Origin of the sequence: Azospirillum palustre (assembly GCF_002573965.1) — a bacterium.
Taxonomy (GTDB): domain Bacteria; phylum Pseudomonadota; class Alphaproteobacteria; order Azospirillales; family Azospirillaceae; genus Azospirillum; species Azospirillum palustre.
In genome coordinates this window covers 1-22,769 of record NZ_PDKW01000039.1, presented here as the reverse complement: position 1 = coordinate 22,769, position 22,769 = coordinate 1, and the positions used below count along the sequence as shown (strand labels likewise).

At 66.6% G+C, this 22,769-nt stretch carries 19 protein-coding genes; 9 read left to right on the top strand and 10 right to left on the bottom strand.

Going from position 1 to position 22,769, the window contains the following annotated elements:
* Window positions 1-475 precede the first annotated feature (475 nt).
* The 4 genes from CRT60_RS06360 to CRT60_RS06345 form a co-directional block, all read right to left on the bottom strand.
* Complete coding sequence (locus CRT60_RS06360; RefSeq protein WP_098735607.1) at window positions 476-1,240, bottom strand: amino acid ABC transporter ATP-binding protein; 765 nt, start codon at window positions 1,238-1,240, stop codon at window positions 476-478.
* On the bottom strand, window positions 1,227-1,877 hold the full coding sequence (locus tag CRT60_RS06355) for an amino acid ABC transporter permease (RefSeq protein WP_098735606.1): 651 nt from the start codon (window positions 1,875-1,877) through the stop codon (window positions 1,227-1,229). The genes CRT60_RS06360 and CRT60_RS06355 overlap by 14 nt, the downstream gene beginning before the upstream one ends.
* Window positions 1,870-2,544: an amino acid ABC transporter permease gene (locus tag CRT60_RS06350; protein ID WP_098735605.1), complete on the bottom strand. Its 675-nt coding sequence runs from the start codon at window positions 2,542-2,544 to the stop codon at window positions 1,870-1,872. The genes CRT60_RS06355 and CRT60_RS06350 overlap by 8 nt, the downstream gene beginning before the upstream one ends.
* 213 nt (window positions 2,545-2,757) lie before the next feature.
* Complete coding sequence (locus CRT60_RS06345) at window positions 2,758-3,552, bottom strand: transporter substrate-binding domain-containing protein (protein WP_098735604.1); 795 nt, start codon at window positions 3,550-3,552, stop codon at window positions 2,758-2,760.
* A gap of 210 nt (window positions 3,553-3,762) precedes the next feature.
* Between CRT60_RS06345 and CRT60_RS06340 the strand changes: the two genes are divergently transcribed.
* From CRT60_RS06340 to pyk, 3 genes are all read left to right on the top strand, one after another.
* Window positions 3,763-4,701, top strand: coding sequence for a MurR/RpiR family transcriptional regulator (locus CRT60_RS06340; protein WP_098735603.1), 939 nt, complete (start codon window positions 3,763-3,765; stop codon window positions 4,699-4,701).
* Window positions 4,702-5,057: 356 nt separating this feature from the next.
* Window positions 5,058-5,867 carry a DUF3800 domain-containing protein gene (locus tag CRT60_RS06335; protein WP_098735602.1) on the top strand — a complete coding sequence of 270 codons (810 nt, stop codon included), beginning with the start codon at window positions 5,058-5,060 and terminating at the stop codon, window positions 5,865-5,867.
* 900 nt (window positions 5,868-6,767) lie between these two features.
* Window positions 6,768-8,192, top strand: coding sequence for a pyruvate kinase (gene pyk, locus CRT60_RS06330; protein WP_098735601.1), 1,425 nt, complete (start codon window positions 6,768-6,770; stop codon window positions 8,190-8,192).
* Between the two features lie 42 nt (window positions 8,193-8,234).
* On the opposite strand, the gene CRT60_RS06325 is transcribed toward pyk, so the two are convergent.
* Together CRT60_RS06325 and CRT60_RS06315 are read right to left on the bottom strand one after the other, a co-directional pair.
* The gene (locus CRT60_RS06325; RefSeq protein WP_098735600.1) at window positions 8,235-8,660 is read right to left on the bottom strand and encodes an Lrp/AsnC family transcriptional regulator; all 426 of its coding nucleotides are present in this window, start codon (window positions 8,658-8,660) and stop codon (window positions 8,235-8,237) included.
* Window positions 8,661-8,824: 164 nt separating this feature from the next.
* Window positions 8,825-9,310 (bottom strand): acyl-CoA thioesterase, encoded by a 486-nt coding sequence (locus tag CRT60_RS06315; protein WP_244592313.1) that lies wholly within the window; start codon window positions 9,308-9,310, stop codon window positions 8,825-8,827.
* Between the two features lie 426 nt (window positions 9,311-9,736).
* Between CRT60_RS06315 and CRT60_RS06310 the strand changes: the two genes are divergently transcribed.
* The 3 genes from CRT60_RS06310 (at window position 9,737) to CRT60_RS06300 (ending at window position 14,225) form a co-directional block, all read left to right on the top strand.
* Entirely contained in the window at window positions 9,737-12,010 is a 2,274-nt protein-coding gene (locus CRT60_RS06310) for a carbohydrate-binding domain-containing protein (RefSeq protein WP_098735598.1), read from the top strand.
* A gap of 482 nt (window positions 12,011-12,492) precedes the next feature.
* The gene (locus tag CRT60_RS06305; protein ID WP_098735597.1) at window positions 12,493-12,687 is read left to right on the top strand and encodes a hypothetical protein; all 195 of its coding nucleotides are present in this window, start codon (window positions 12,493-12,495) and stop codon (window positions 12,685-12,687) included.
* Between the two features lie 158 nt (window positions 12,688-12,845).
* Window positions 12,846-14,225, top strand: coding sequence for a chloride channel protein (locus CRT60_RS06300; protein WP_098735596.1), 1,380 nt, complete (start codon window positions 12,846-12,848; stop codon window positions 14,223-14,225).
* A 195-nt stretch (window positions 14,226-14,420) separates the two neighbouring features.
* On the opposite strand, the gene CRT60_RS06295 is transcribed toward CRT60_RS06300, so the two are convergent.
* Together CRT60_RS06295 and CRT60_RS06290 are read right to left on the bottom strand one after the other, a co-directional pair.
* On the bottom strand, window positions 14,421-15,374 hold the full coding sequence (locus tag CRT60_RS06295) for an aldo/keto reductase (protein ID WP_098735595.1): 954 nt from the start codon (window positions 15,372-15,374) through the stop codon (window positions 14,421-14,423).
* Between the two features lie 27 nt (window positions 15,375-15,401).
* Entirely contained in the window at window positions 15,402-16,613 is a 1,212-nt protein-coding gene (locus CRT60_RS06290; protein WP_098736226.1) for an MFS transporter, read from the bottom strand.
* A 201-nt stretch (window positions 16,614-16,814) separates the two neighbouring features.
* Between CRT60_RS06290 and CRT60_RS06285 the strand changes: the two genes are divergently transcribed.
* Window positions 16,815-17,594: a hypothetical protein gene (locus CRT60_RS06285; RefSeq protein ID WP_098735594.1), complete on the top strand. Its 780-nt coding sequence runs from the start codon at window positions 16,815-16,817 to the stop codon at window positions 17,592-17,594.
* 10 nt (window positions 17,595-17,604) lie between these two features.
* Here CRT60_RS06285 and CRT60_RS06280 read toward each other — a convergent pair whose 3' ends face one another.
* The gene (locus tag CRT60_RS06280) at window positions 17,605-18,492 is read right to left on the bottom strand and encodes a LysR substrate-binding domain-containing protein (protein WP_098735593.1); all 888 of its coding nucleotides are present in this window, start codon (window positions 18,490-18,492) and stop codon (window positions 17,605-17,607) included.
* Between the two features lie 128 nt (window positions 18,493-18,620).
* Between CRT60_RS06280 and CRT60_RS06275 the strand changes: the two genes are divergently transcribed.
* Both CRT60_RS06275 and CRT60_RS06270 read left to right on the top strand, forming a co-directional pair.
* Complete coding sequence (locus CRT60_RS06275) at window positions 18,621-19,373, top strand: sulfite exporter TauE/SafE family protein (protein WP_098735592.1); 753 nt, start codon at window positions 18,621-18,623, stop codon at window positions 19,371-19,373.
* A gap of 713 nt (window positions 19,374-20,086) precedes the next feature.
* Window positions 20,087-21,499: a replication initiation protein gene (locus tag CRT60_RS06270; RefSeq protein WP_098735591.1), complete on the top strand. Its 1,413-nt coding sequence runs from the start codon at window positions 20,087-20,089 to the stop codon at window positions 21,497-21,499.
* 43 nt (window positions 21,500-21,542) lie between these two features.
* Here the strand turns inward: CRT60_RS06270 and CRT60_RS06265 are convergent.
* A partial coding sequence (locus CRT60_RS06265; RefSeq protein WP_143273108.1) for a methyl-accepting chemotaxis protein occupies window positions 21,543-22,769 on the bottom strand: 1,227 nt, incomplete at its 5' end.

The window sequence follows — 22,769 nt, the reverse complement described above, 5'->3', positions numbered from 1 at the left end:
CTTTGAATCACGTCATATTGGAAAGTTGATCTCGAAAGACATAGACGGCTTCACTCGGGGACACGACCAGACTCACGCAGCATTCTTTCAAAAATCCCGCGGGATGATGCCAGATATAAGCCGTATATACTGATCCATCCGGGGACTGGATTGATAGAAACCTAGCACGCAGCATTACAGCCATGGGGGTAAGACAAATTCGCAAACGACCTTTTTCACCGGCAAAAAAGTTAATGCTCGTGAGGTCGCCGGGGCCTGCAGGCAAAGCGTTAAGAGATTTTTTATAAGCTTATATTCCTTTTGGACAGCGGCAGCCGGCGATAGGGGGCCGTGAGGGGGCGCACCCCCGGCCTGGGGCATGCCGTCCGGAAATGCAAAACGCCGGGCGGCCGGACCGCAGCAGCGGCCGGACCCCGGCGTCGGAAAAAAGGGGGGGAGAGGAGGGAAGGGGGCGGCGCGCCGGTCAGCGCGCCGTTCAGCGTGCTTCCACCATGCCGATGAACTGCGCCAGTTCCGGCGTGGAGGGCCGGTCGAACAGCTCGGCCGGCGGTCCCTGTTCGGCGATGCGGCCGCCATGCATGAAGACCAGCCGGTCGCAGACCTCGCGGGCGAAGCGCATCTCGTGCGTCACCAGGATCAGCGTCATGCCCTCCTCGGCCAGCTTGCGCACCACCCCCAGCACCTCGGCCACCAGCTCGGGGTCGAGCGCCGAGGTGATCTCGTCGCACAGCAGAACCTTGGGCGCCATCGCCAGCGACCGCGCGATGGCGACGCGCTGCTGCTGGCCGCCCGACAGCTGCGAGGGATAGGCGTCGAACTTGTGGCCCAGCCCGACCTTGGCCAGCGCCGATTCGGCGGCGGCGCGGGTGGCGGCCTTGTCCTGCTTCTTCACCACCTTCAGCGCCAGCATCACATTCTCACCGGCGGTCAGATGGGGAAACAGGTTGAACTGCTGGAACACCATGCCGACCTTCTGGCGCAGCGCCCGCAGGTCGATCTGGCCGGGATCGACGCATTCGCCGTCCACCTCGATCACGCCGCCGTCGATGCGCTCCAGCCCGTTGATGCTGCGCAGCAGGGTGCTCTTGCCCGATCCGCTGCGGCCGATCATGGCGACGACCTGTCCCTCCTCCACCGCCATGTCGACGCCCTTCAGCACCTCCACCGGGCCGAAGGATTTGCGGATGGCCGACAGCTTCACCAGGGGCCTGCCGGTGGGGGACGTCTTAACGGGCGACATTGAGCTTCCTTTCCAGCGCCTTGGCCGACAGCGACAGCGGGTAGCACAGGGCGAAATAGATCAGCCCGACCAGCCCATAGACCAGGAAGGGCTGGAAGGTGGCGTTGGTGATCATGGTCCCGGCCTTCGTCACCTCGACGAAGCCGATGATGGAGGTCACCGCCGTGCCCTTCACCACCTGCACCGAAAACCCGACGGTCGGCGGCACGGCGATGCGCAGGGCCTGCGGCAGGATGACGTGGCGCATCTGCTCGCCGAAATTGAGCGCGAGGCTGGCCGAGGCTTCCCACTGGCCCTTCGGCACCGCCTCGACGCAGCCGCGCCAGATCTCGGCGAGATAGGCGGCGGTGAACAGCGTCAGCGCGAGGGCGGCCGAGGTCCAGGCGGTCGTCTCGATGCCGATCAGCGGCAAGGCGAAGAAGACGATGAACAGCTGCATCAGCAGCGGCGTGCCCTGGAAAACCTCGATGAACAGCTTTGCCGCGATGCGCAGCGGCGGCACCGGCGACACGCGGGCGACCAGCAGCAAGAGCCCGGCGATCCCGCCGGAGACGAAGGCGATCAGCGACAGCAGCACCGTCCAGCGCGCCGCCAGCAGCAGGTTGGACAGGATGTCCCACAGGGTGAAATTAAGCACGAGACACCCCCTTGGCGAACATCCGCTGCCCCATCAGGCTGAAGATCCAGCGCAAGCCCACCGCCAGCGCCAGATACAGCGCGGTCGCCAGGAAATAGACCTCGAACGGCCGGAAATTGCGGGACTGGATGAAGTTGGCGGCGAAGCTCAGCTCCTCCGCCGCGATCTGCGAGCAGACCGACGAGCCCAGCATGACGATGACGATCTGGCTGGTCAGCGCCGGCCAGATCTTCGCCATCGCGGGCCCCAGCACGACATAGCGGAAGATCTGCGGCCCGGTCATGCCCAGGCTGGCCCCGGCCTCGATCTGGCCCTTCGGCGTCGCCTCGATGCCGGCGCGGATGATCTCGGTCGAATAGGCGCCGAGATTGATCACCATCGCCAGCACCGCCGCCTGCCATTCCGCCAGCCGGATGCCCAGCGACGGCAGGCCGAAGAAGATGAAGAACAGCTGGACCAGGAAGGGGGTGTTGCGGATCAGCTCGACATAGGCGCCGACGACGACCGCCAGCGGCTTGACGCTGGAGGTCCTTGCCGCCGCCCCGCCGATGCCGAGCGCCACCCCCAGCACCGTGCTGACCGCGGTCAGCGCCACGGTGGTCGCCACCCCGTCCACCAGCACGGGCGTATAGTCCAGCAGGGACGAGAAATCGAAACTGTAGGCCATGTGAAGATGTCCCGTGCCGGATTGATGATGCCGGAATCTCGCGAAGCGGGAAGGATCCCCTCTCCCCCCCGGGGAGAGGGTTAGGGTGAGGGGGACGCATAGCAAGGATCTTCAAGAAGCGCGCGCTGTCTGCTCCCCACTGACTCCCCCCTGTGCCTCCCCCTCACCCCGACCCTCTCCCCGGGGGGGAGAGGGGGGATCGGGCGTGTTCCGTCACATATCCTTCGGCAGCGGCGCGTGCAGCCATTTCTTGGCGATGTCGTTCAGCGAGCCGTCGTCCTTCGCCTTGGCGATGATGGCGTTGACCTTCTCCAAGAGCGGCCCCTCGTTCTTGTTCAGCCCGACGAAGCAGGGGGAGTTCTTGACCAGGAACTTCAGGATCGGCTGGCGCGGCGGGTTGCGCTCGAAGATGGCGGCGGCGACCACGTTGCCGGTGGCGACCAGCTGCACCTGACCCGACAGGAAGGCGGAGATGGTGCCGTTGTTGTCCTCGTAACGGCGGACGGTAACCTTGTCCGACACGATCTTCGACAGCTCGATGTCCTCGACCGAGCCGCGGGTGACGCCGACGGTCTTGCCGTCCAGATCCTCGACCTTCTCGGCCTTGATGTCGTCGGGGCCGAAGACGCCGTTGTAGAAGGGGGCGTAGGCGGTGGAGAAGTCGATGACCTTCTCGCGCTCCGCATTCTTGCCCAGGCTGGAGATCACCAGATCGACCTTGCCGGTGGTCAGGTAGGGGATGCGGTTGGTGCTGGTCACCGGCACCAGCTCCACCTTGGCGCCCATTTCCTTGGCGATCAGGGTGGCGGCGTCGATGTCGTAGCCGACCGGCTTCAGGTCGGTGCCGACCGAGCCGAAGGGCGGGAAGTCCTGCGGGACGGCGACGCGCAGCACCTTCTCCTTGGCGATGCGCTCAAGCGCGTCGGCTTTTGCATAGGTCGGGACGAGACCGCCGGCCAGAACCGCCGTGGCAAGGCCGAGAGCACCCAGAATCTTCGCGAACCGCATGGCACCTGATCTCCGAACCGAAAGACGATGGACCCTCCTTTTCAAACCATGTGCCACTTTCGTCCTACGAATTCAGGTGTGCTGCAAAGGCACGGGAATGTTACGCTTATCCCGCCAGCGCAAGGAGCCGTTACGAATGTAACACCCCTCTGGTTGCAGCCCGGAATTCCATTTTTTGTGCAAATGCCGAAGCCCAGAGGCGATCAGCCCATGAAACAGGCAATTCACGCCGCACAGGCCCCGGATGGACCGGAGGCGGGCGAACCGTCGCTGACCGCCCGCATCCGCGACCGCTATAACGACCTCAGCCCTATGGAGCGACAGCTCGCCGATGTGATCCTCGCCTGTCCGGGCGAGCTGTCGGGCTATTCGGCGACCGAGCTGGCCGGCCGGGCCGGCGTGTCGAAGATGACGGTGTCGCGTCTGGTCCGCCGGCTCGGCTATGCCGGCTTCGAGGCGGCGCGTCTGGCCGCCCGGCGCGGCGGCGACTGGGGCTCGCCGCTGTTCCTGCTGCCGCCCGGCGGGCCGGCCCCCGCATCCGCCTCCGCATCGGCAGCGGTTTCCGACGGCGACCCGGCGCCGCTGGATGCGCATTTCCGGCGCAGTGCGGAGGCGCTCGCCGCCACCGCCCGCCAGACCGACCCGGCGATGCTGGCGCGGGCGGCCCGCGCGCTCGCCGACGCCCGGCGCATCTGGGTCTGCGGCGCCCGCAACAGCGCCTTCCTGGCCGGCTATGCCCGCTGGCAGTTCATCCAGGTCCGCGGCGAGGTCCACCAGCTGGCGGCCTCCGGCGAGACGATGGCGGAAACGCTGGCCGACCTTGCTGCCGGCGATCTGAATCAGGGCGACCTGCTGTTCCTGGTCGGCATCCGCCGCCGCCCGCCGGCCATCGTCCGCCTGCTGCGCATCGCGGGGGAGCGCGGCATCCCCACCATCCTGATCGCCGACAGCCATTCCGCGCTGGAGGCGCCGCCGCCGCCGCTGACCTTCCGCTGCGAGACGCGTAGCCTCGCCGCCCTCGACACCCATGTCGCCGCCCTGGCGGTGATCCACGCGCTCGCCGCCGAACTGATCCCGCTAACCGGCGAGGCCGGCCGCGCCCGCATCCGCGCCATCGAGGATCTGCATGAGCGGTTGGGGGAATTGTGAGGTGGCGAATGTAACGTTCACATAAGAAGCAATTTTTTTGGTTCTTTACGTTCCGCACATGCAATCCACTGGAGTATTGTGCCCAAGACATTTCGCACATAAATTTTTGCATACAATAGTATGAAACCCAAATTCGATACAGATTCGACTTATCCACTCGAAAGTGGTATATAGTCTCTTATGTACCTAGCTGTTCCACCCTACGCCGATATCGTGGTTCCCATCCCTCCCATCCTCTGGCTTCAGGGTAGTGGATGAAGGACTTTATGCAACCGCTTGAAATATGCCGAGCAGACCACATCAACACCATCAGCCTTTGAGGCTGTCCGCCCTCCCATTTCTTGAGTTGATTACTCATGCTTATGCCTATTGAGAACTCAAATTCTAGCTTTTTGGCATTCATTGATGAGGCCGGTTGCGAGAAGGGCGCACACGGCAAAGGTGGCAGTGAATGGTTTGTTCTGTCAGCAGTAGTGATGCGCCGTGATGCAGCCGAACAGGCATTTTCTGTATTTGACGAACTGAGGGAAGAATTCAAAAAAGATAAAGGATGGAACATCAAGTTTGGAAACATGCAGCCAAAGCACAAGATCTACGGATCTCGCCTTATTGCCAGACGCCCTGTACGCATAGCTAGCGTTATCGTACATAAGAATAGCATTTCTAGTTCAGAACTCCAAAGAGATCATTATAAACTTTATTTCTATGTAGGGAAATATCTTGTTGAACGCATATCATGGATATGCCGTGACTATGCACATAAATGCACTACCGGAGACGGTACGGTTCACCTAATTTTTTCAAAAAGATCAAAATATCCGTATGAGGATTTTCAAGAATATCTGCAAAAACTTAAGGAAGGTGGAAACACCTATAACAGCAGCACTGACTGGGAAAGGATCATTCCCAATCAGATTGATGCTATCCCTCATTACTTATCTCATGGCTGCACTCTTGCTGATTTTGCAGCAAGTGCAACTGCGCTTGCACTAGAGTACACTGAGCGAAAAATCACTGACGAACGTCCTATCAGGGAGCTTCGCAATGTCACTTACAAGCCATCAAGCGGGTTGAAATTTTGGCCAAAATCTGCTGATGACCTGTTAGGCGATGCCTCTATTGGAATAGGACATCGTCTAGACTGGTACAAGCATTACTATAAATGAAAAACGGCGGGCCGCCAGCTCTGCGGTTTTCTCAGCTTTGCGCCATCGGCTTAGCTTCGGCGAAAATCGGTGCAGTGCACAGGTGCTTCGCAATGCGAGCCCCTCTTGACTGCTAACGAGCTGGGCGGCAACCGCCGAAACGATATGTAGCACTATCATCGCCGGCAGTCAAGCCGTTCCCATCTTGTTCTAATTGGAGCATCATCCTATTCGATAATCTATATGTATACAAATGATTATGCTCAAGTGGTTCACCACCATCGGCATGCTGGTGCGCGGCGGCTTCCTGTTAGGTTGCCTGCCCCACGGGATATACTCGAAAGATTTCCGGCCCACGTCTGGTGGGTATGCAAGCCGCTGAACCGCAAGACTGAATGGCGCCTATCCTCATTCCGCGCTCTGTTAGTTGAGCAGATCGAGCGGCTGGTGGTCTCAGGCGGCGATGCCTCTACCATCCACTAGCTGGCTGAACGGCTCAACTTTTTGGCAGGCTTGAATACCCCTGCGGCCCGGCACCCAGCTCCCAAGCTCGATACACTCACCGCCCCCACCACCTTCGATGATACTATTGCCTGTGGAGCGTCTACACTTGGCCGTCGACCGGGATGTCCTCTAACCCACTGCTTTTATGGAAGCGTGGCGGCACTGGCCCCTTCTCCCATGACCGTTAGAGACTCTGACGCTAAGCGCCCCGGTCTTTACGCGAGCCGCCTTGCTTTCCGGCGGCAATGACGACACCTTGGTATGGCACGCGAACGGTAAACGGGCTGCCCCGAACGGCCGCCCGTCCCCGCCGCTCGCGCCGCTGACCAGTCACCACGCCGTCCTCCCATGGTGGCCGCCCCGGCGGCGCACCGGACGGCCCAGCCAACAGAGGACGGCCCCCGCGGCCGGAACCATATGCGCCGTCATCGCCGCGCCAAGATCGTCGCCACCGTCGGACCGGCCAGCAACTCGCCCGAGATGCTGAAGACCCTGTTCCTGGCCGGTGTCGACACCTTCCGGCTGAACTTCAGCCATGGCACCCACGACGACCACGCCAAGGTCCACCGCGCCATCCGCGAGCTGGAGGCCGAGGTCGGCCGCCCCATCGGCATCCTTCAGGATCTCCAGGGTCCGAAGATCCGCGTCGGCACCATCCGCGACGGCAAGATCGCAGTCACCACCGGCGAGCAGATCCGCTTCGTGCTCCAGGGGACCGACGGCGACAAGCGCTCCATCCCGCTGCCGCACCCGGAAATCTTCGCCGCCATCATGCCGGGCCACCATCTGCTGATCGACGACGGCCGCGTCCGCGTCGAGGTGACCGAGCTGGGCGACGACTGGATCGAGGCGAAGGTCGTCGTCGGCGGCGTCATTTCCAACCGCAAGGGCGTCAACCTGCCGGGCACCGTGCTCGACCTGTCGCCGCTGACGGCCAAGGATCGCGCCGACCTCGCTTTCGGGCTGGAGCTGGGCGTCGACTGGGTCGCCATGTCCTTCGTGCAGAAGCCGGGCGACATCCTGGAAGGCCGCGGCCTGATCGGCGACCGCGCCGGCATCATGGCGAAGATCGAGAAGCCGCAGGCGCTGGAGAAGATCGACGACATCATCCGCCTGTCGGATGCGGTGATGGTGGCGCGCGGCGACCTCGGCGTCGAAATCCCGCACGAGGACGTCCCCGGCCGCCAGAAGGAGCTGGTGCGCGCCTGCCGCCTCGCGGTGAAGCCGGTGATCGTCGCCACCCAGATGCTCGATTCGATGGTCTCCGCCCCGACCCCGACGCGGGCCGAGGCGTCGGACGTCGCGACCGCCATCTATGACGGCGCCGACGCGGTGATGCTGTCGGCCGAATCGGCGTCGGGCCAGTATCCGGTCGAGGCGGTCACCATGATGGACCGCATCATCCGCTCCACCGAGCAGCACAAGCTCTACCGCTCGCTGATCCAGGCGACCCATCCGGGCGAGGAGCACACGCCGCCCCACGCGGTGGCCGCCGCCGCCGCCGATCTGGCCGACACCCTGCATTCCTCGGCCATCGTCGCCTTCACCTCCAGCGGCACCACCGCGGCCCGCATCGCCCGCAAGCGGCCGGAGGTGCCGATCCTGGCGATCACCCCCGACACGGCGGTGTCGCGCCGGCTCTGCCTGCTGTGGGGCGCCCACAGCGTGCTGTCCGACGACATCCGCACCTACGAGGAGATGGTCGACCGCGCCATCTCCATCGGACGGGCGGAGGAGCTGGCCGGCAAGACCGGCACCCTGGTGGTCGTCGCCGGCATTCCCTTCGCCCAGGCCGGCACCACCAACAACCTGCGCGTCATCCACATGGACGGCAAGGCCTGAGGCCGCAGCGGAGCGGCGGCACCCCCGCCGCTCCGCCGCATCCTACCGTTCCATCTTCGTCGACAGCACGATGGACGACATCGTCCGCTCCACCCCCGGCAGGCGGCCGATGGCGTCCAGTGCCGCGTCCATCGCGTCATGGGTTTCGGTGCCGACGGTGGCGCACAGATCGTACTGCCCGCTGATGCTGTGCAGCCGGAGCACTTCCGGCATCTTGCGCAGGGCATGGACGGCGCGGTCGGCCAGCCGGGCATTCACGCTGATCATCACCAGCGCCGACACCCGGCGCCGCGGCGCCGGGTCGCCCAGCTTCACGGTATAGCCGGCGATCACGCCCTGCCGCTCCAGCCGGGCGATGCGGTCCTGCACGGTCGAACGCGACAGCCCCAGCGCCCGGCCGAGCGCCGCCGTGCTGGTGCGGGCGTTCACCGTCAACAGATCGATCAGCCGCCGGTCGAAATCGTCCATGATGGTCCGTCACGGGGGAAGGCACGCACAATCCCCTCTCCCCCCCGGGGAGAGGGTTAGGGTGAGGGGGTCGCGTAGCAGAATTTTCCGGGAAAGGCACGCAGTGCATCCCCCTCACCCCGGCCCTCTCCCCGGGGGGGAGAGGGGGGTAAGTACGCAAGGCGTCAGCTCTCGCAGCCCGCCTGATAGCGCTTCATGGCCTCCCGGATGTCGTCCGGGATCGGCACGGCGGCGAAATCGTCGAGCGAGGTGGTGACCACGGTCAGGCTGCCCGACAGCCGGACCTGCCCCTCATGCTCGCCGTTGATGCGCAGCTGGAGGGAGCTGCGGCCCAGCCGTTCCAGCAGGACGCCCAGCGTCAGCGTGTCGCCCATCCGGCTGGGAATGACGAAGTCGCATTCGGCATGCACGATGGGCAGGCCCAGCCGGCGCTGCAGGATCATCGTTGCATAGTCGATGTCCAGCCCCTGGGTGAACCAGTCCTCCACCGCCCCGTTGAACATGTCGAAATAGACCGGGAAATAGACGATTCCGGCCGGGTCGCAGTGGGAAAAGCGAATGGGCCGCTGCATCCGGAAACAGCCCGGCGGCAGGGGCCGGTGGCTGGCGTGGTCTTCGGCACGGCGCGTCCGCTCGCTGTACTCAGGCATCTCTCGGTCAATCCTTGTTCCGCTCCGGTCGCCTGACATATGGGGATGCCCGGTGCCTCGCGGTCGCCGCGCCTCGTTCCGGCGGCAAACAGTTGTAGCTATTCCAAACAATCCGGGAAAAGCACCTTTTGTTCAACGGCTTCCTTCATCAATACGGGAAATCCGCAAGTTTCGTACCCTGCGCTGTTGCGGAAATGCTGCACTGCAATCACGACAACGGCCGCAACCGGCCCCCGGCCCGGATGTCCGCAATTTGTCGCGGATTCCGCTCTTTTTAGGGCAAACATCACACAAAGATCCCGCAGCTCCCCGCCATCCTGCGTCCCGCATCCGGGTTCAGGCCCAAAACGGACATCAGGCCCCGAAAGCCAGCCGCCCCAAGAGCGGTCAAGGCAGACGGGCACATCAGGCGAGGACACCGAACCGATGGCCACTTCCGCTACCAAGATCGTCGTGAACGCGCTCGGCAAGGCCGCAGGCGGCGTGAATGCCCATTTCACCCTGCTGGTCGACGGCCAGAAGGTGGGTGAGGGCACCGTCGGCACGACGGCGAAGGATTTCGTCTTCACGCCCGTGCTGACCAGCGGCGTCGCGCACAAGGTGCAGATCAAGTACGACAACGACGCCGTCATCAACGGCCAGGACCGCAGCCTGACCGTCAACAGCATCTCGATCGGCGGCAAGACGATCGCGCCGACCGCCGGCATCGTCAGCTACGACAAGGGCGCGCTGGACGGCAAGGACGTCGTTGCCGGCCAGTCGAACCTGTGGTGGAACGGCACGCTGGTCGTCAATGCCGACAAGAGCTATTTCCCCACCGCCGTCACCGCGACGCCGGCGTCGGCCAAGGACACCATCGTGGTGAACGCCTCCGGCACCCCGGCGGGCGGCGTCAACGCCCACTTCAAGGTGCTGGTCGACGGCAAGCAGATCGGCGAGGGCACCGCCGGCACCGCCGCCAAGGATTTCAGCTTCACCACCGACGTCGCCGACCGCGTCGCGCACAAGGTGCAGATCCAGTACGACAACGATGCGGTGATCAACGGCCAGGACCGCAGCCTGACCGTCAACAGCATCTCGATCAACGGCCACAAATACGCCGCGACCGACAGCGCCGTCAGCTATGACAAGGGCGCGCTCGACGGCAAGGACGTGATCGCCGGCCAGAAGGGCATGTGGTGGAACGGCACGCTGGTGGTGAACGCCCCGGCCTCCGATTTCCCGGCCGGCACCACGACGACCCCGACCACGCCGACCACGCCGACAACGCCGACAACGCCGACAACGCCCACCACCCCGACCAACCCCGCCCCGACCGGCCCGGCCTTCTACGTCGCCACCAACGGCAAGGACAGCTGGTCGGGCAAGCTGGCGGCGCCCAACGCCGACGGCACCGACGGTCCCTTCGCCAGCCTCGCCAAGGCGCAGGCCGCCATGCGCGCCGATCCGAACATCGACACCACCTACATCCGCGGCGGCGACTATCACCAGAGCGGGATGTGGCTGGACAGCCGCGACAGCGGCGTGACCTTCGCCGGCTACGGCAGCGAGAAGGCGGTGATCCACGGCGGCTCCAACGCCAGCGTGTCCTTCGGCCTCGGCGGCGCCAAGAACGTCACCATCGAGGGGCTCAACTTCGCCGACGGCGTCGTCGGCGGCCATTACGTCTACGCCGACAACGCGTCCGGCCTGACCTTCGCCAACAATGCGGTCAAGGGCGGCGGCTACGGCATCACGGTGCAGAACAGCGCCAACAGCAAGGTCACCGGCAACCAGTTCGACAACACCGGCGCCGAGTCGATCTTCGTCAAGGCCGGCTCCAACGCCACGCTGGTCTCCGACAACCTGATCCGGCATCCGAACGCCGCCGACCGCGGCGACGCCGGCATCTGGATCAACGGCAGCTCCGACGTCAAGGTCACCCACAACCAGATCGAGAACTCGCCGGAGAAGGCCATCGCCGTCGGCTCGGTCCAGACGGACGGCAGCGACGCCGCTTACCGCGTGACCGTCTCCTACAACAAGGTGATCAACGCCAACCTCGAATCCAACGACGGCGGCGGCATCTACCTGATCAACCGCCAGCAGGATCTGGCCAACCACACCGTCATCAACAACGACGTGTCGGGCACCACCGCGACCAACCCGTCGAGCAGCGTGGCGAGCTGGGGCATCTATCTCGACGACTGGACCAGCGGCACCACGGTGAAGGGCAACGTCGTCCACGACAACATCGGCGGCGTCTTCCTGCATGGCGGCTGGAACAACACGGTCACCGAGAACGTGATCGCCGGCAACAGCGGCGCCCAGATCGGCCTCCAGCAGGATGTCGCCTGGAGCGGCTGGAAGGGCCACACGATGTCCGGCAACGACATCTCGGGCAACGTCATCGACGTGCGCGAGGGCACGGCGGTCCACATCTACGGCCCGGCAAATGTCGGCAACCTGCACGACAACTTCTACAGCAGCCTGAACACCGCCGAGAAGGAGTTCGACGCCTGGCCGCAGGTGATGTCGAGCGGCGCCTGGGGCACGCTGTCGAACTGGCAGGCCGCCGGCTACGACAAGGGCTCGGTGATCCTGAACCCGGCCTTCGTCAATCCGGGTGCCGACGATTTCAGCCTGGCGTCGAATTCGCCGGTCTTTGGCATGGGCTTCGACCACATCGCCTACAGCGACATCGGCCTGCTGCACGCCTGATCCTGCGGTTCCCACCACGGGATCCCCTCTCCCACGACGGGGACATATCCCCTCTCCCCCCCGGGGAGAGGGTTAGGGTGAGGGGGTCGCGCGGCGAGGATCCTCAAGAACCGCGCGGTCCCCATTCTCCACCAAATCCTCCCTCTGCATCCCCCTCACCCCGACCCTCTCCCCGGGGGGAGAGGGGGATCCCCCCCAGACCTATCACCTGCGGCCGATAAGCCTCCGGCTGGAACCTTGGCTCTGACAGGGCGTTATGGCTTTCGAAAAGTCGCCCGATCAGACACCGGGCGTATCTTGAAGTGAAGACTCAGCGCCCCAACCTGTCAGTCGTCATGCCGCTCCCGCCTTCCAAAAGGAACGCGGGCGTCATCCCGATAAAAACGCCGGATGACCCGCCCGCGATGCAGATCTCTGCAAGGGCGGCACGCCGCAGGTCTGTCCGGCATTCGGCCGGCGGCCAGCCAATATAAGAGGAAACCATGGATCGCCGCGAAATCTGGATGAACGACCCGGAGCTGAAGGCCGCCTACGAGGCGCTCGGCCCCAATTTCCGCCGCGAGGTCGAGCAGGCGCAGAAGCGCCGCAGCCAGCAGACCCTGCAAGGCGCCGCTATCGCCTCGCGCAGCAGCCGTTCCGCGTCTAAGCCCCACACGGTGAGCGTCGTCCGCCGCTGATGCCCGATCCTCACGCGTGACAGGGCCGCATCCGCGCGCCCCCGGACCCGCGTGACCCCAGATCTGCATGACTGCCGCTGGTTCTGCGGAGAAAGACGGACCTAAACTCGGCCTCCCGCCGTTTCACCCGTCTGTTTCTCCCGCTTCCGGCCCGTCCAATGCCTTCCAACCGCCTGCACCACCCGCTGCCTCCTCGGCTAACCCAGGGGTTGCGCCGTCCCCGCCATGTCTGGATGTCGCCCAGGAACTGGCGTCGGCGCCTGCTGTTCTGGTCCGGTGCCGGCGTGGTCGGTCTGGTCGCCGTGCTGTTCGCCCGCGCCGCCGATTACGCCCAGCAGCTGTTCCGGCTGGCGGAGGCGGCATCGCCCTGGCTGCCCTTCCTGCTGACGCCGCTGGGTCTGGCCGTCTCGGCCTGGGTGGCGCTGCGGGTGGTGCCGGGATCGCAGGGCAGCGGCATTCCCCAGGCCATCGCCGCCCGCCATGTCCAGGATCCGGCGGCCAAGCGCCGGCTGCTGTCGCCGCGCATCGCGGTGGGCAAGATCCTGCTGACCCTGGTCGGGCTGGCCTGCGGCGCCTCCATCGGGCGCGAGGGGCCGACGGTGCAGGTCGGCGCCTCGATCATGCTGATGGCCGGCTCCCTCGCCGGGCTGGGGCGGGAGCCCGGACTGATCCTGGCCGGCGGGGCGGCCGGCGTCGCCGCTGCCTTCAACACGCCGCTGGCCGGCATCGTCTTCGCCATCGAGGAGATGGCCCGCAGCTTCGAGAAGCGGACCAGCGGCCTCGTTCTGGTGGCGGTGGTGGCCGCCGGTCTGGTCGCCGTGGCATTGCTCGGCAACTACGCCTATTTCGGCCACACCGCCGCCTCGGCCAGCTGGCAGGACTGGAAGGCGGTGCTGGCGACCGGCCTCGTCGGCGGACTGGCGGGCGGCGGCTTCAGCAGCCTGCTGCTGTGGCTGTCGCGCTGGATCCGCTGCGGCCTGGGCGGGCGGGTCGGCCGCCATCCGGTGTTCGTCGCACTCGGCTGCGGCCTCGCCCTGGCCGTCATCGGCACCGTCACCGGCGGCCTGACCTTCGGCACCGGCTACGAGCAGGCCCGCGCCGTGCTGGACGGGGTGGAGAGTCTGCCCTGGTACTACGCCCCGGCCAAGCTGCTGGCGACCGCCCTGTCGGGCATCTGCGGCATTCCCGGCGGCATCTTCTCGCCCTCGCTGTCGGTGGGGGCGGGCATCGGCTCGATCATCGGCGGGCTCTTGCCGGGCACCTCGCTGGAGGCGGTGGTGCTGCTGTCGATGGTCTCCTATTTCGCCGGGGTGGTGCAGGCGCCGCTGACCGCCGTCGTCATCGTGACGGAGATGAGCGCGTCCCCCGACATGCTGCTGCCGCTGATGCTGAGCGCGGCGCTCGCCACCACGCTGTCGCGGCTGGTCTGCCCGCACTCGGTCTACCACGCCATGGCCGACGCCTTCCTGGCGGTGCTGCGGACCGACGAGGCCGGCAAGCCGGCCCCGCCCAAGGCGGCGGCGATCCCCTCGCCCTGAGCGCAGGACCATAAACGCCCTCTCCCGCCCCGGGAGAGGGAGGGGACCCACGAAGTGGGGAGGGTGAGGGGTAGGGCAAGGATCAAGGAGCACATGGTTCCTTGGATCACCCCTCACCCTTCCCACCGCGTCGCGGCGGGCCCCTTCCCTCTCCCGGGGCGGGAGAGGGAGCTATATTGCGACGACTCTGCGCCCTCAATAAGCGCTCGCCCGGTCCAGCTGCGCGATGTCGTCGGCCTCCAGCCGCAGCCGGGCGGCGGCGATCAGGTCGCCCATCTGCTCCGGCTTCGACGCGCTGGCGATGGGGGCGGTCAGGCCCGGCCGCGCGATCAGCCAGGCGATGGCCACTTGGCCCGGCGTCGCCCCATGCCGGCCGGAAACCTCGTCCAGCGCCGCCAGGATCGCCCGGCCGCGCTCGTTCAGGTATTTCGACACCACCCCGTTGCCGCGCGCACTCTTGCCGACATCGTCCGCCGAGCGGTACTTGCCGGTCAGGAAGCCGGCGGCCAGCGAATAGTAGTTGATGACGCCCAGCCCATTCTCCCGGCAGATCCCCTCCAGCTCCGCCTCGTAGCCTTCCCGGCTGTAGAGGTTGTATTCCGGCTGCAGGGTCTCGTAGCGGGGCAGGCCGGTGCGGGCGCTGACCTCCAGCGCCTCGCGCAGGCGGGGCGCGGTCAGGTTGGAGGCGCCGATGGCCCGAACCTTGCCCTGGTCGATCAGCTCCTTGTAGGTGCCGAGCGTGTCCTCGAACGGTGTTTCGGGATCGTCCCAATGCGACTGGTAGAGGTCGATGCGGTCGGTCTGCAGCCGGCGCAGCGAATCCTCCACCGCCGTCCGGATCCAGGCGGGCGACAGCCCCTTCTTCCCCGGCCCCATCTCCGACCCGACCTTGGTCGCCAGCACGATGCGGTCGCGGTTGCCGCGGCTCTTCATCCAGTTGCCGATGATGGTCTCGGACTCGCCGCCCTGGTTGCCGGGGGCCCAGGCCGAATAGACGTCGGCGGTGTCGACGAAATTGAAGCCGGCATCGACGAAGGCGTCGAGCAGCCGGAAGGAGGTGGCCTCGTCGGCGGTCCAGCCGAACACGTTGCCGCCGAAGCAGAGCGGGGACACCGTCAGGCCGCTGCGGCCCAGTTGACGTTGCTCCATGATGTCGTCTCCTTTGAAGATCACCGGTCAGGCGGCGCGCCGCCCGCGGAATTCGGTCAGGTAGAACAGCAGGCCGATGGCGGGAAAGGCGAAGCCGATCCAGGTCACCGGCTCCCAGCCGCCGACGGCGAAGGCATAGCCGGCCAGCGCCGAGCCGGCGGCCCCGCCCAGGAAGAAGATCGCCATATAGATGGCGTTCATCCGGCTGCGAGTCTCCGCCCCCAGCGAATAGATGGCGCGCTGTCCCAGCACCATGTTCATCTGCACGCCCATGTCGAGCAGCAGCCCGGCCAGCACCAAGAGCGCGATGGAGCCCTCTCCCGCCCGCGCGACGAAGAAGGACAGCGCCGCCATCGCCAGCGCGAAGCCGGTGGCCGGCCGGGTCCAGCCGCGGTCGGCGATCCGCCCGGCAATGGGTGCCACCAAGGCACCCGCCGCCCCCGACAGGGCGAACAGCGCGATGCCGCGCTGGCTGAGATGGAAGGGCGCCCCCGCCAGCAGCAGCGGGACGGAAGTCCAATAGAGGCTGAAGGCGGCGAACATCATGGTCTGGTAGACGGTCCGCCGTTGCAGCACCGGCGTCCGCACCAGGAGCCGCCCCAGCGAGCCGAGCAGGGCGCCATAGCTCGACCGGCTCGTCGGCCGCCGCTGCGGCAGCACCCGCCGCATCAGGACGGCGAAGCCGACCATCACCACCGCCGACAGGCCGAAGACCGCCCGCCAGCCCAGGCTGTCGGCGATCAGGCTCGACACCGGGCGGGCCAGCAGGATGCCGAGCAGCAGCCCGCTCATCACATTGCCGACCACCTGCCCGCGCGAGGCTTCCGGCGCCATGTGGGCGGCCAGCGGCACCAGCATCTGCACGGCGACCGAGGTGACGCCGATCAGGAAGGACGCCGCCAGGAACAGGGACGCGGTGGGGGCGACCGCCGCCACCAGCAGGGCCGCCACCGTGCTGCACAGGGTCACCACCACCAGCCGGCGGTTCTCCAGCAGGTCGCCCAGCGGCACCAGCAGGATCAGCCCGGCGCCGTAGCCGACCTGGGTCAGGGTGACGACGAGGCTGGCGGTCTCCGGCGACAGCCCGACCGCCGGGCCGATCAGCCCGACCAGCGGCTGGGCGTAATAGATGTTGGCGACCACCACGCCGCAGGCCAGCGCCATCAGCAGGACGAGCGAGCGGGAGAGGACAGGGTGTGCGGCGTCTTCGGTAGAAAGGGGGGCGGCAGTGGGCGGCATCGCGCGGTCCTGTGCGGTCATGGCTGGTCGAAACTGGGCTGGTCGAAACTGGGCGGGTCGAAACTGTGACAGAACAGCGCACAGCCTATGTCGTGCCCCTCCCCTGTTGCACCGCCGATTTGCGCACCGGAGGAATGCATGGCCGCCGGCCGGGAAATCGGACAGACTCGCCGCATGCCCTGACGCCCCCGGATACCCGCCATGCCGTTTCCCGCCCCCCTCCCCGGACTGCCGCTGGCCTTCCTGCTGGCGGCGGCCCCCCAACCGGCGCTCCAGCCGGCGCTCCAGTCCTGCCCGGTTCCGGTCGTGCAGGCGGTGGAGACGGCCTCGACCGGCGCCTGCCGCATGACCCACTGCGCCGCCCCGCTGCCGAGCTTGAGCGTCTGCCGCTGCATCGGCGGCCCGGCAAATTCCTCCTCGGGCTGGACGGCGACCTACACCGTCAGACGCGGGCAGGACACCCGGCAGTGGTCCAGGCCGCTCGACGACCTGATCCCGGAGCAGATGGGTCCGATGGACGTGGCGCTGGCGGATCTGTCGGGCACCGGCAGCCCGGCCCCGGTCCCCTCCCTGGTCATCGCCGAACTGGACGCGGTCAGCAACGGCGTCGGGCTTCACAGCTGGACCCTGACCCTGCTGGAGCCGCAGCCGCCCTTCCGCCAGCTCGCCCACGCGGAGACCGCCGAATACGGCCCCGGCACGCTGGCCCGGCGCCTGGACAGCAAGCCCGGCTGCGACCTGCTGATCGCCACCGCGGAGGAGGACTGCCGCGGCGACACCTCGTCCGGCATCCTCCTGTCCGGCCAATGGATGCGCCTTCAGCCCGACGGGCTCCGCCCGCTCGCCAGCCGTCCGCCGCCGCCCCGCCGCTATGTCGCCGCCGACGATCTGGCCGGGGCTCCTGGCGACGACCGCGGCAGGCCCGCCGCCTGGTTCTCCACCCCCGGCCCGGACCAGCTCTGCCCGGCAGGCTCGCGATGAGCCGTGCGCCTCACGCGATCTCCGCCCGCAGCCGGTAGAGCCAGTCGCGGAAGGCGCCGAAGCCGCCATCCTCCCGGCGCGAGGCGCGATAGACCAGATACCAGGAATGGACCATCGGCACCGCCAGCGCGAAGGGTGCCGCGAGGCGCCCGGCGGCGATGTCGTCCGCACTGTAGAGCCGCGGCGCCAGCGCCACCCCGACGCCGTCGATGGCCGCCTGCAGGGTCATGGCATAGCTGCCGAAGGACAGCCCCCGCGTTCCCGACGCCAGCATCGGATCCGCCACCCCGGCGGCCTCCAGCCAGCGCGGCCAGTCCTCCCCCCAATGGGAGACGTGCAGCAGCGTGGCGCCGGCCAGATCCGCCGGGTCCCGCAACCCCGCCGCCAGCCGCGGCGCGCAGACCGGCTCCAGGCTGGAGGAGAACAGCCGCTCCGCCTCATAGCCGGGCCATTGGCCGTCGCCGAGCAGGACGGCGCAGGTCCAGTCGTCGTTCATCGGCGCTCCCGCCCCGCCGGTGGCGATCCGCACCTCGATCTCCGGATGGTCGAGGTGGAAGCCCGACAGGCGCGGGATCAGCCAGCGCACCGCCACCGTCGCCCCCATGCCGACCGTCAGCACCGGCCCGGCCCGCATCGCCGACACCTGCTCGACCCGGCGGGCAATGCCGTCGAACGCGTCGGTCAGCGCCGGCTGGAGCGCCCGGCCGCGCTCGGTCAGCTCCAGCGCGTTGGCCCGCCGGTCGAACAGGGCGAAGCCCAGCCGGTCCTCCAGCAGCTTCACCATCCGGCTGACCGCCGCCTGCGAGACGTGCAGCTCCGCCGCCGCCGCGGTGAAGCTGCGATGGCGGGCCGCCGCCTCGAAGGCGCGCAGCCCGTTCAGCGAAGGCAGGCGGCGCATGCGTCCATCCCTAAGGTCATTCCGATCCACCCCAACTTTTCCTGGGGCTGAGCATCGAACAATGCCGTTTGCGGCGCAACCGCGCGCGTGAGAGTTTCCCCTCATCCTCTCTGGCATTCGGGCGATAAATGCTGACGCTTCCGCTGATGGTGGGGCTTGGCCTCACCGTTCTAGTGACCTCGTTTCTGTCGGGCCTGTTCGGCATGGCCGGCGGCATGGTGCTGATGGGCCTGCTGCTGATCCTGCTGCCGGTGCCGTCGGCGATGCTTCTGCATGGCGTGACGCAGTTCGCCTCCAACGGCTGGCGAGCCTGGCTGTGGCGGCGCCATGTCGTCTGGCCGGTCATCCTGCGCTTCGCGCTGGGCGGTTCGGTCGCCGGCCTGCTGTTCGCCCTGGCCGGCGCCGTGCCGGACCGGGCGGTGTCGCTGCTGATCCTGGGACTGACGCCCTTCCTGGCGCTGGCCATCCCCGCCCGCTGGGCGCTGAACGCGCAGAAGCCGCTGCATGGCGTGCTGGGCGGCTTCCTCTGCATGGGCATCCAGCTGCTCGCCGGCATCTCCGGCCCCTTGCTCGACACCTTCTTCATCCGCAGCGCCATGACCCGGCAGAGCGTGGTCGCCACCAAGGCCGCCATCCAGTCGGTCGGCCATCTGGTGAAGATCGCTTACTTCGCCCCGCTGGTGGCCGGCAGCGGCGACGAGACGGTGGAATCGACGGTGATCCTGATGTCGATCGCCATGGCGCTGATCGGCACGAATCTCTCCCGCCGCGTCCTCGACCGCATGAGCGACGCCCAGTTCCGCCTGTGGAGCCGCTATCTGGTGATGGGAACCGCCAGCGTCTATCTCGGCCAGGGGCTACTCCTGCTGGCGGCCCATTAAGAAAAAACATTATATAACAAAGCTTTACCCTGTTCCTTCTTCCCTATCCTTACTCCCTGGGGGCCACACTCCGCCCCGATGCGAACCACAGGCCCGCTCCCCGATCCTTACGGCTTGGGGGCGGGCTTCCTTACATCCTGGGGGCGTTTAAGCCCGTGTGACTCCTGGCACCGCCCAGAATCGGACGACACACTCGCTTGAATGCCCCGATCCTTACCTCCTGGGGGCCTGGATCCGGCTCCAAGCGCCCCCAAGCCGTAAGGATTGAGCTTGCCCACAGAGCCCCGGACAGCAAAAATGGCGTCGCTCCCCCACGGAGTAAGGATGGAGCCCATCCCCCTGGAGAGGCTTTTGGCGAATCGAGTCGGTCCGATTCGGGGTCTGTCAGCATGCGAAGGGGCAGCTTCGGGCGAGATTCGCACTTTAGAAGCCGTTGCGGATCCGGCACTTGGCAAGCCTTTGCGACTCCCTTTCCCTTTTAAGAGGATTCGTCGGCGCGAATCTCCAGGGGAGTCCGCGAGTCGCTGCGAATCTTCCTTACAGCATGGGGGAAGCAGCCTTACGGGGTGGGGGCGATTCGCACACCCCCCGGGGCGTAAGGGTTGCGCCCCCAGGGCGTAAGGATGAAAAGGATTCTGCGGCGCGACCCTTTCCTTACTTGTTTTTCTGGTAAGGATTGATTTAGCCTCCCCCGATTCTGGCGGAGGACGGCTATGGCGGGGACGGGGCGCAGGAAGGCGCGCAGCACGGTGGCGGAGGAGTCCGTCCCGTCGGACGCGGCTGCGCCCATGGCGGCCCCGATGACTGCCGGCAGGATTGCGGAATCGGCGAAGGGCGGACCGGGACTGGTGGTGCTGGGCCCGCAGGATCTGGCCGGCGGCGCGGTGATCGACGGCGACGGCAGTGCGGCGACGCTGCCGGCCGTCAGTGCCGACCCCGCGGCCCCGGTCGCCGGCCTGACCGCCCGCGTCGCCAGCGCCACCTTCGAGCGCGACGGCTACAAGCATCTGATCAAGGCGGCGGAGGCGGTCTACAGCTATCCCGCCAACGGCACGCGCCTGTCGCTGCCGGCGCAGAAGATGCTGAATTTCATGATCCATCTCGCCGGCAGCCAGAATTTCGCCAACAAGCTCTACCGGATGCCCAAGCGCGTGGTGCGCGGCAACCACAAGGGCAACGAGCGCATCTTCGACGCGCTGAAGGAAATCTTCGATTCCAGTTTGGTGGTCATCGGTCCCTTCCGCGGCCGGCGGTCGCGCGCCGAACTGCGCATCCTCTCCAGCTATGTCCGGCCGGAGGAGGAGGAGGACAGCGACGCCGCCGACATCCATTTCCAGTTCACCGACGCCTTCCTGGAAATCCAGCGCTCGTCGCAGCTGTGGGCCAAGCTGTCCGGTCCGGCGATGGTCAAGGTCACCAGCACCTACGCGCTGAAGCTGTACGAGATCGGCATGCAGCGCTACCAGATGGACTATCCGTCGCTGGAACTTGACATCGACACGCTGCGCAAGCTGATGAACGTGCCGGAGGGCGCCTACAAGGATTTCGGCATCCTGCGCACCCGCACCATCGACCGCGCGATTGCCGAGGTGAACCAGCTCGCCCCCTTCCGCGTCAGCATGCCGGAAGACAAGATGAAGCGGAAAGGCCGCAAGATCGAGGCGGTGACCCTCGAATTCCTCGCCAAGGACGAGGAGGAGGCCGCCGAAACCTATCTGGAGCGCGAACGCCACAGCGCCGGCCGCCGGGCGCGCCGCATCGGCAAGGTCGACACCGTGGCTCCCGCCGATCCGGTGGAGGCCGGCCTCGCCGACCTGGGCCCGCTGCCCGACGCCGACGACGTGACCGCTTTGTGGGCCGCCGTGCTGCATGCCTTGAAGGGCAAGGTTCCCGCCCCGCTGCTGGCCGAACTGGAGCCGGACCGGGTGGAGGAAGCCCCCCAGGGCGGCCGCCGCCTCGTCCTGATGGCCCGGAACGCCGCCGTCGCCGACACCGCCCGCATGAATCACTGGCCGAGCCTGAAGTCGGCCCTGTCCTCGCTGACCGGCGGGCTGATCGAGGACGTCGCGTTCGAGGTGGCCGCGCGCAAGGCGAAGACGGTGAAGGCGGCCTCCCCCGAGGCGTAAGGATCGGGGGGCCGCGCGCTTCGCGTCACCGCATCACGTCAAATTACCGGACCAGGACGTGCGCCGCCTCCTTGGTCCGTTCGACCGCGCCGGACACCTGACCGACCGCGCTGGAGATGGCGGCGACGTTGGAGGTGACGGTCGCCACGGCGGCCGACGCGCTCTGCATGTTGGACGACATGTTCTGCGTGACGGCGCTCTGCTCCTCCACCGCCGACGCCGTGCCGGTCACATGCTCGCGCACCGCCGCGACGGCTTCGCGGATGGCGCTCAATGCCGTGGCGACTTCGGTCGAGGTGGATTGGATGCCTTCGATCTCGGCGGAGATCTGCTCGGTCGCCTTGCCGGCCTGGTTGGCGAGGTTCTTCACCTCCGAGGCGACGACGGCGAAGCCCTTCCCCGCCTCTCCGGCGCGGGCGGCCTCGATGGTGGCGTTTAGCGCCAGCAGGTTGATCTGGCCGGCGATGCTGTTGATCATCCCGACGATGCCGTTCATCGCCTGGGCCGCCGCCGCCAGCCGGTCGGTGCTTTCCGCCACCGTCACCGTGCGGTCGAAGGCGCCGTCGGTCGCCGCGCGGGCGCGGGTCATGCTCTGGGAAATCTCGGCGATGGAGGCGACCAGCTCTTCCGCGCTCGCGGCCACCGCCTGGACGCTGGCCGAGGTCGAGCCGGCGGCGGTGTTGGCGGAGTCCGCCTCCCCCATCGACAGGCGGAGCGCCTGATCGACCTCGCCGAAATTCTTGTCGATCATGATCTTGAGGTTGTTCAGCAGCATGACCTGCGCGGTCACGTCGACCGCGAACTTGACCACTTTGACCACCCGTCCCTTCTCGTCGAGGATCGGGTTGTAGGCGCCTTCGATCCACACCGGGTTGCCGGACTTGGCGATCCGCTTGTACTGCGACGCCTGGAACTCGCCGCGCCGCAGCGTTTCCCAGAAACGGTCGTATTCGGCGGTGCTGCGATAGGCGGGCTCGACGAAGATGTTGTGGTGTTTGCCGACGACCTCATCGAGGCGATAGCCCATCATCTTCAGGAAATTGTCGTTGGCCCTGGTGATGACGCCCTCGGTGGTGAACTCGATCACCGCCTGCGAGCGGCTGATCGCCGCCATCTGCGCGGCATAGTCGAGGTTTTCCAGCCGCTCCTTGGCGTCGGCCCATTCGACGACGAAGCCGATGCGCTGGCCGTCTTCGGTCAGCGGCGTGACCAGCAGGTCGAACTGATGCCCGCCGACCTTGATGGTGGCGCTGTGCGGCTTGGTCAGCGC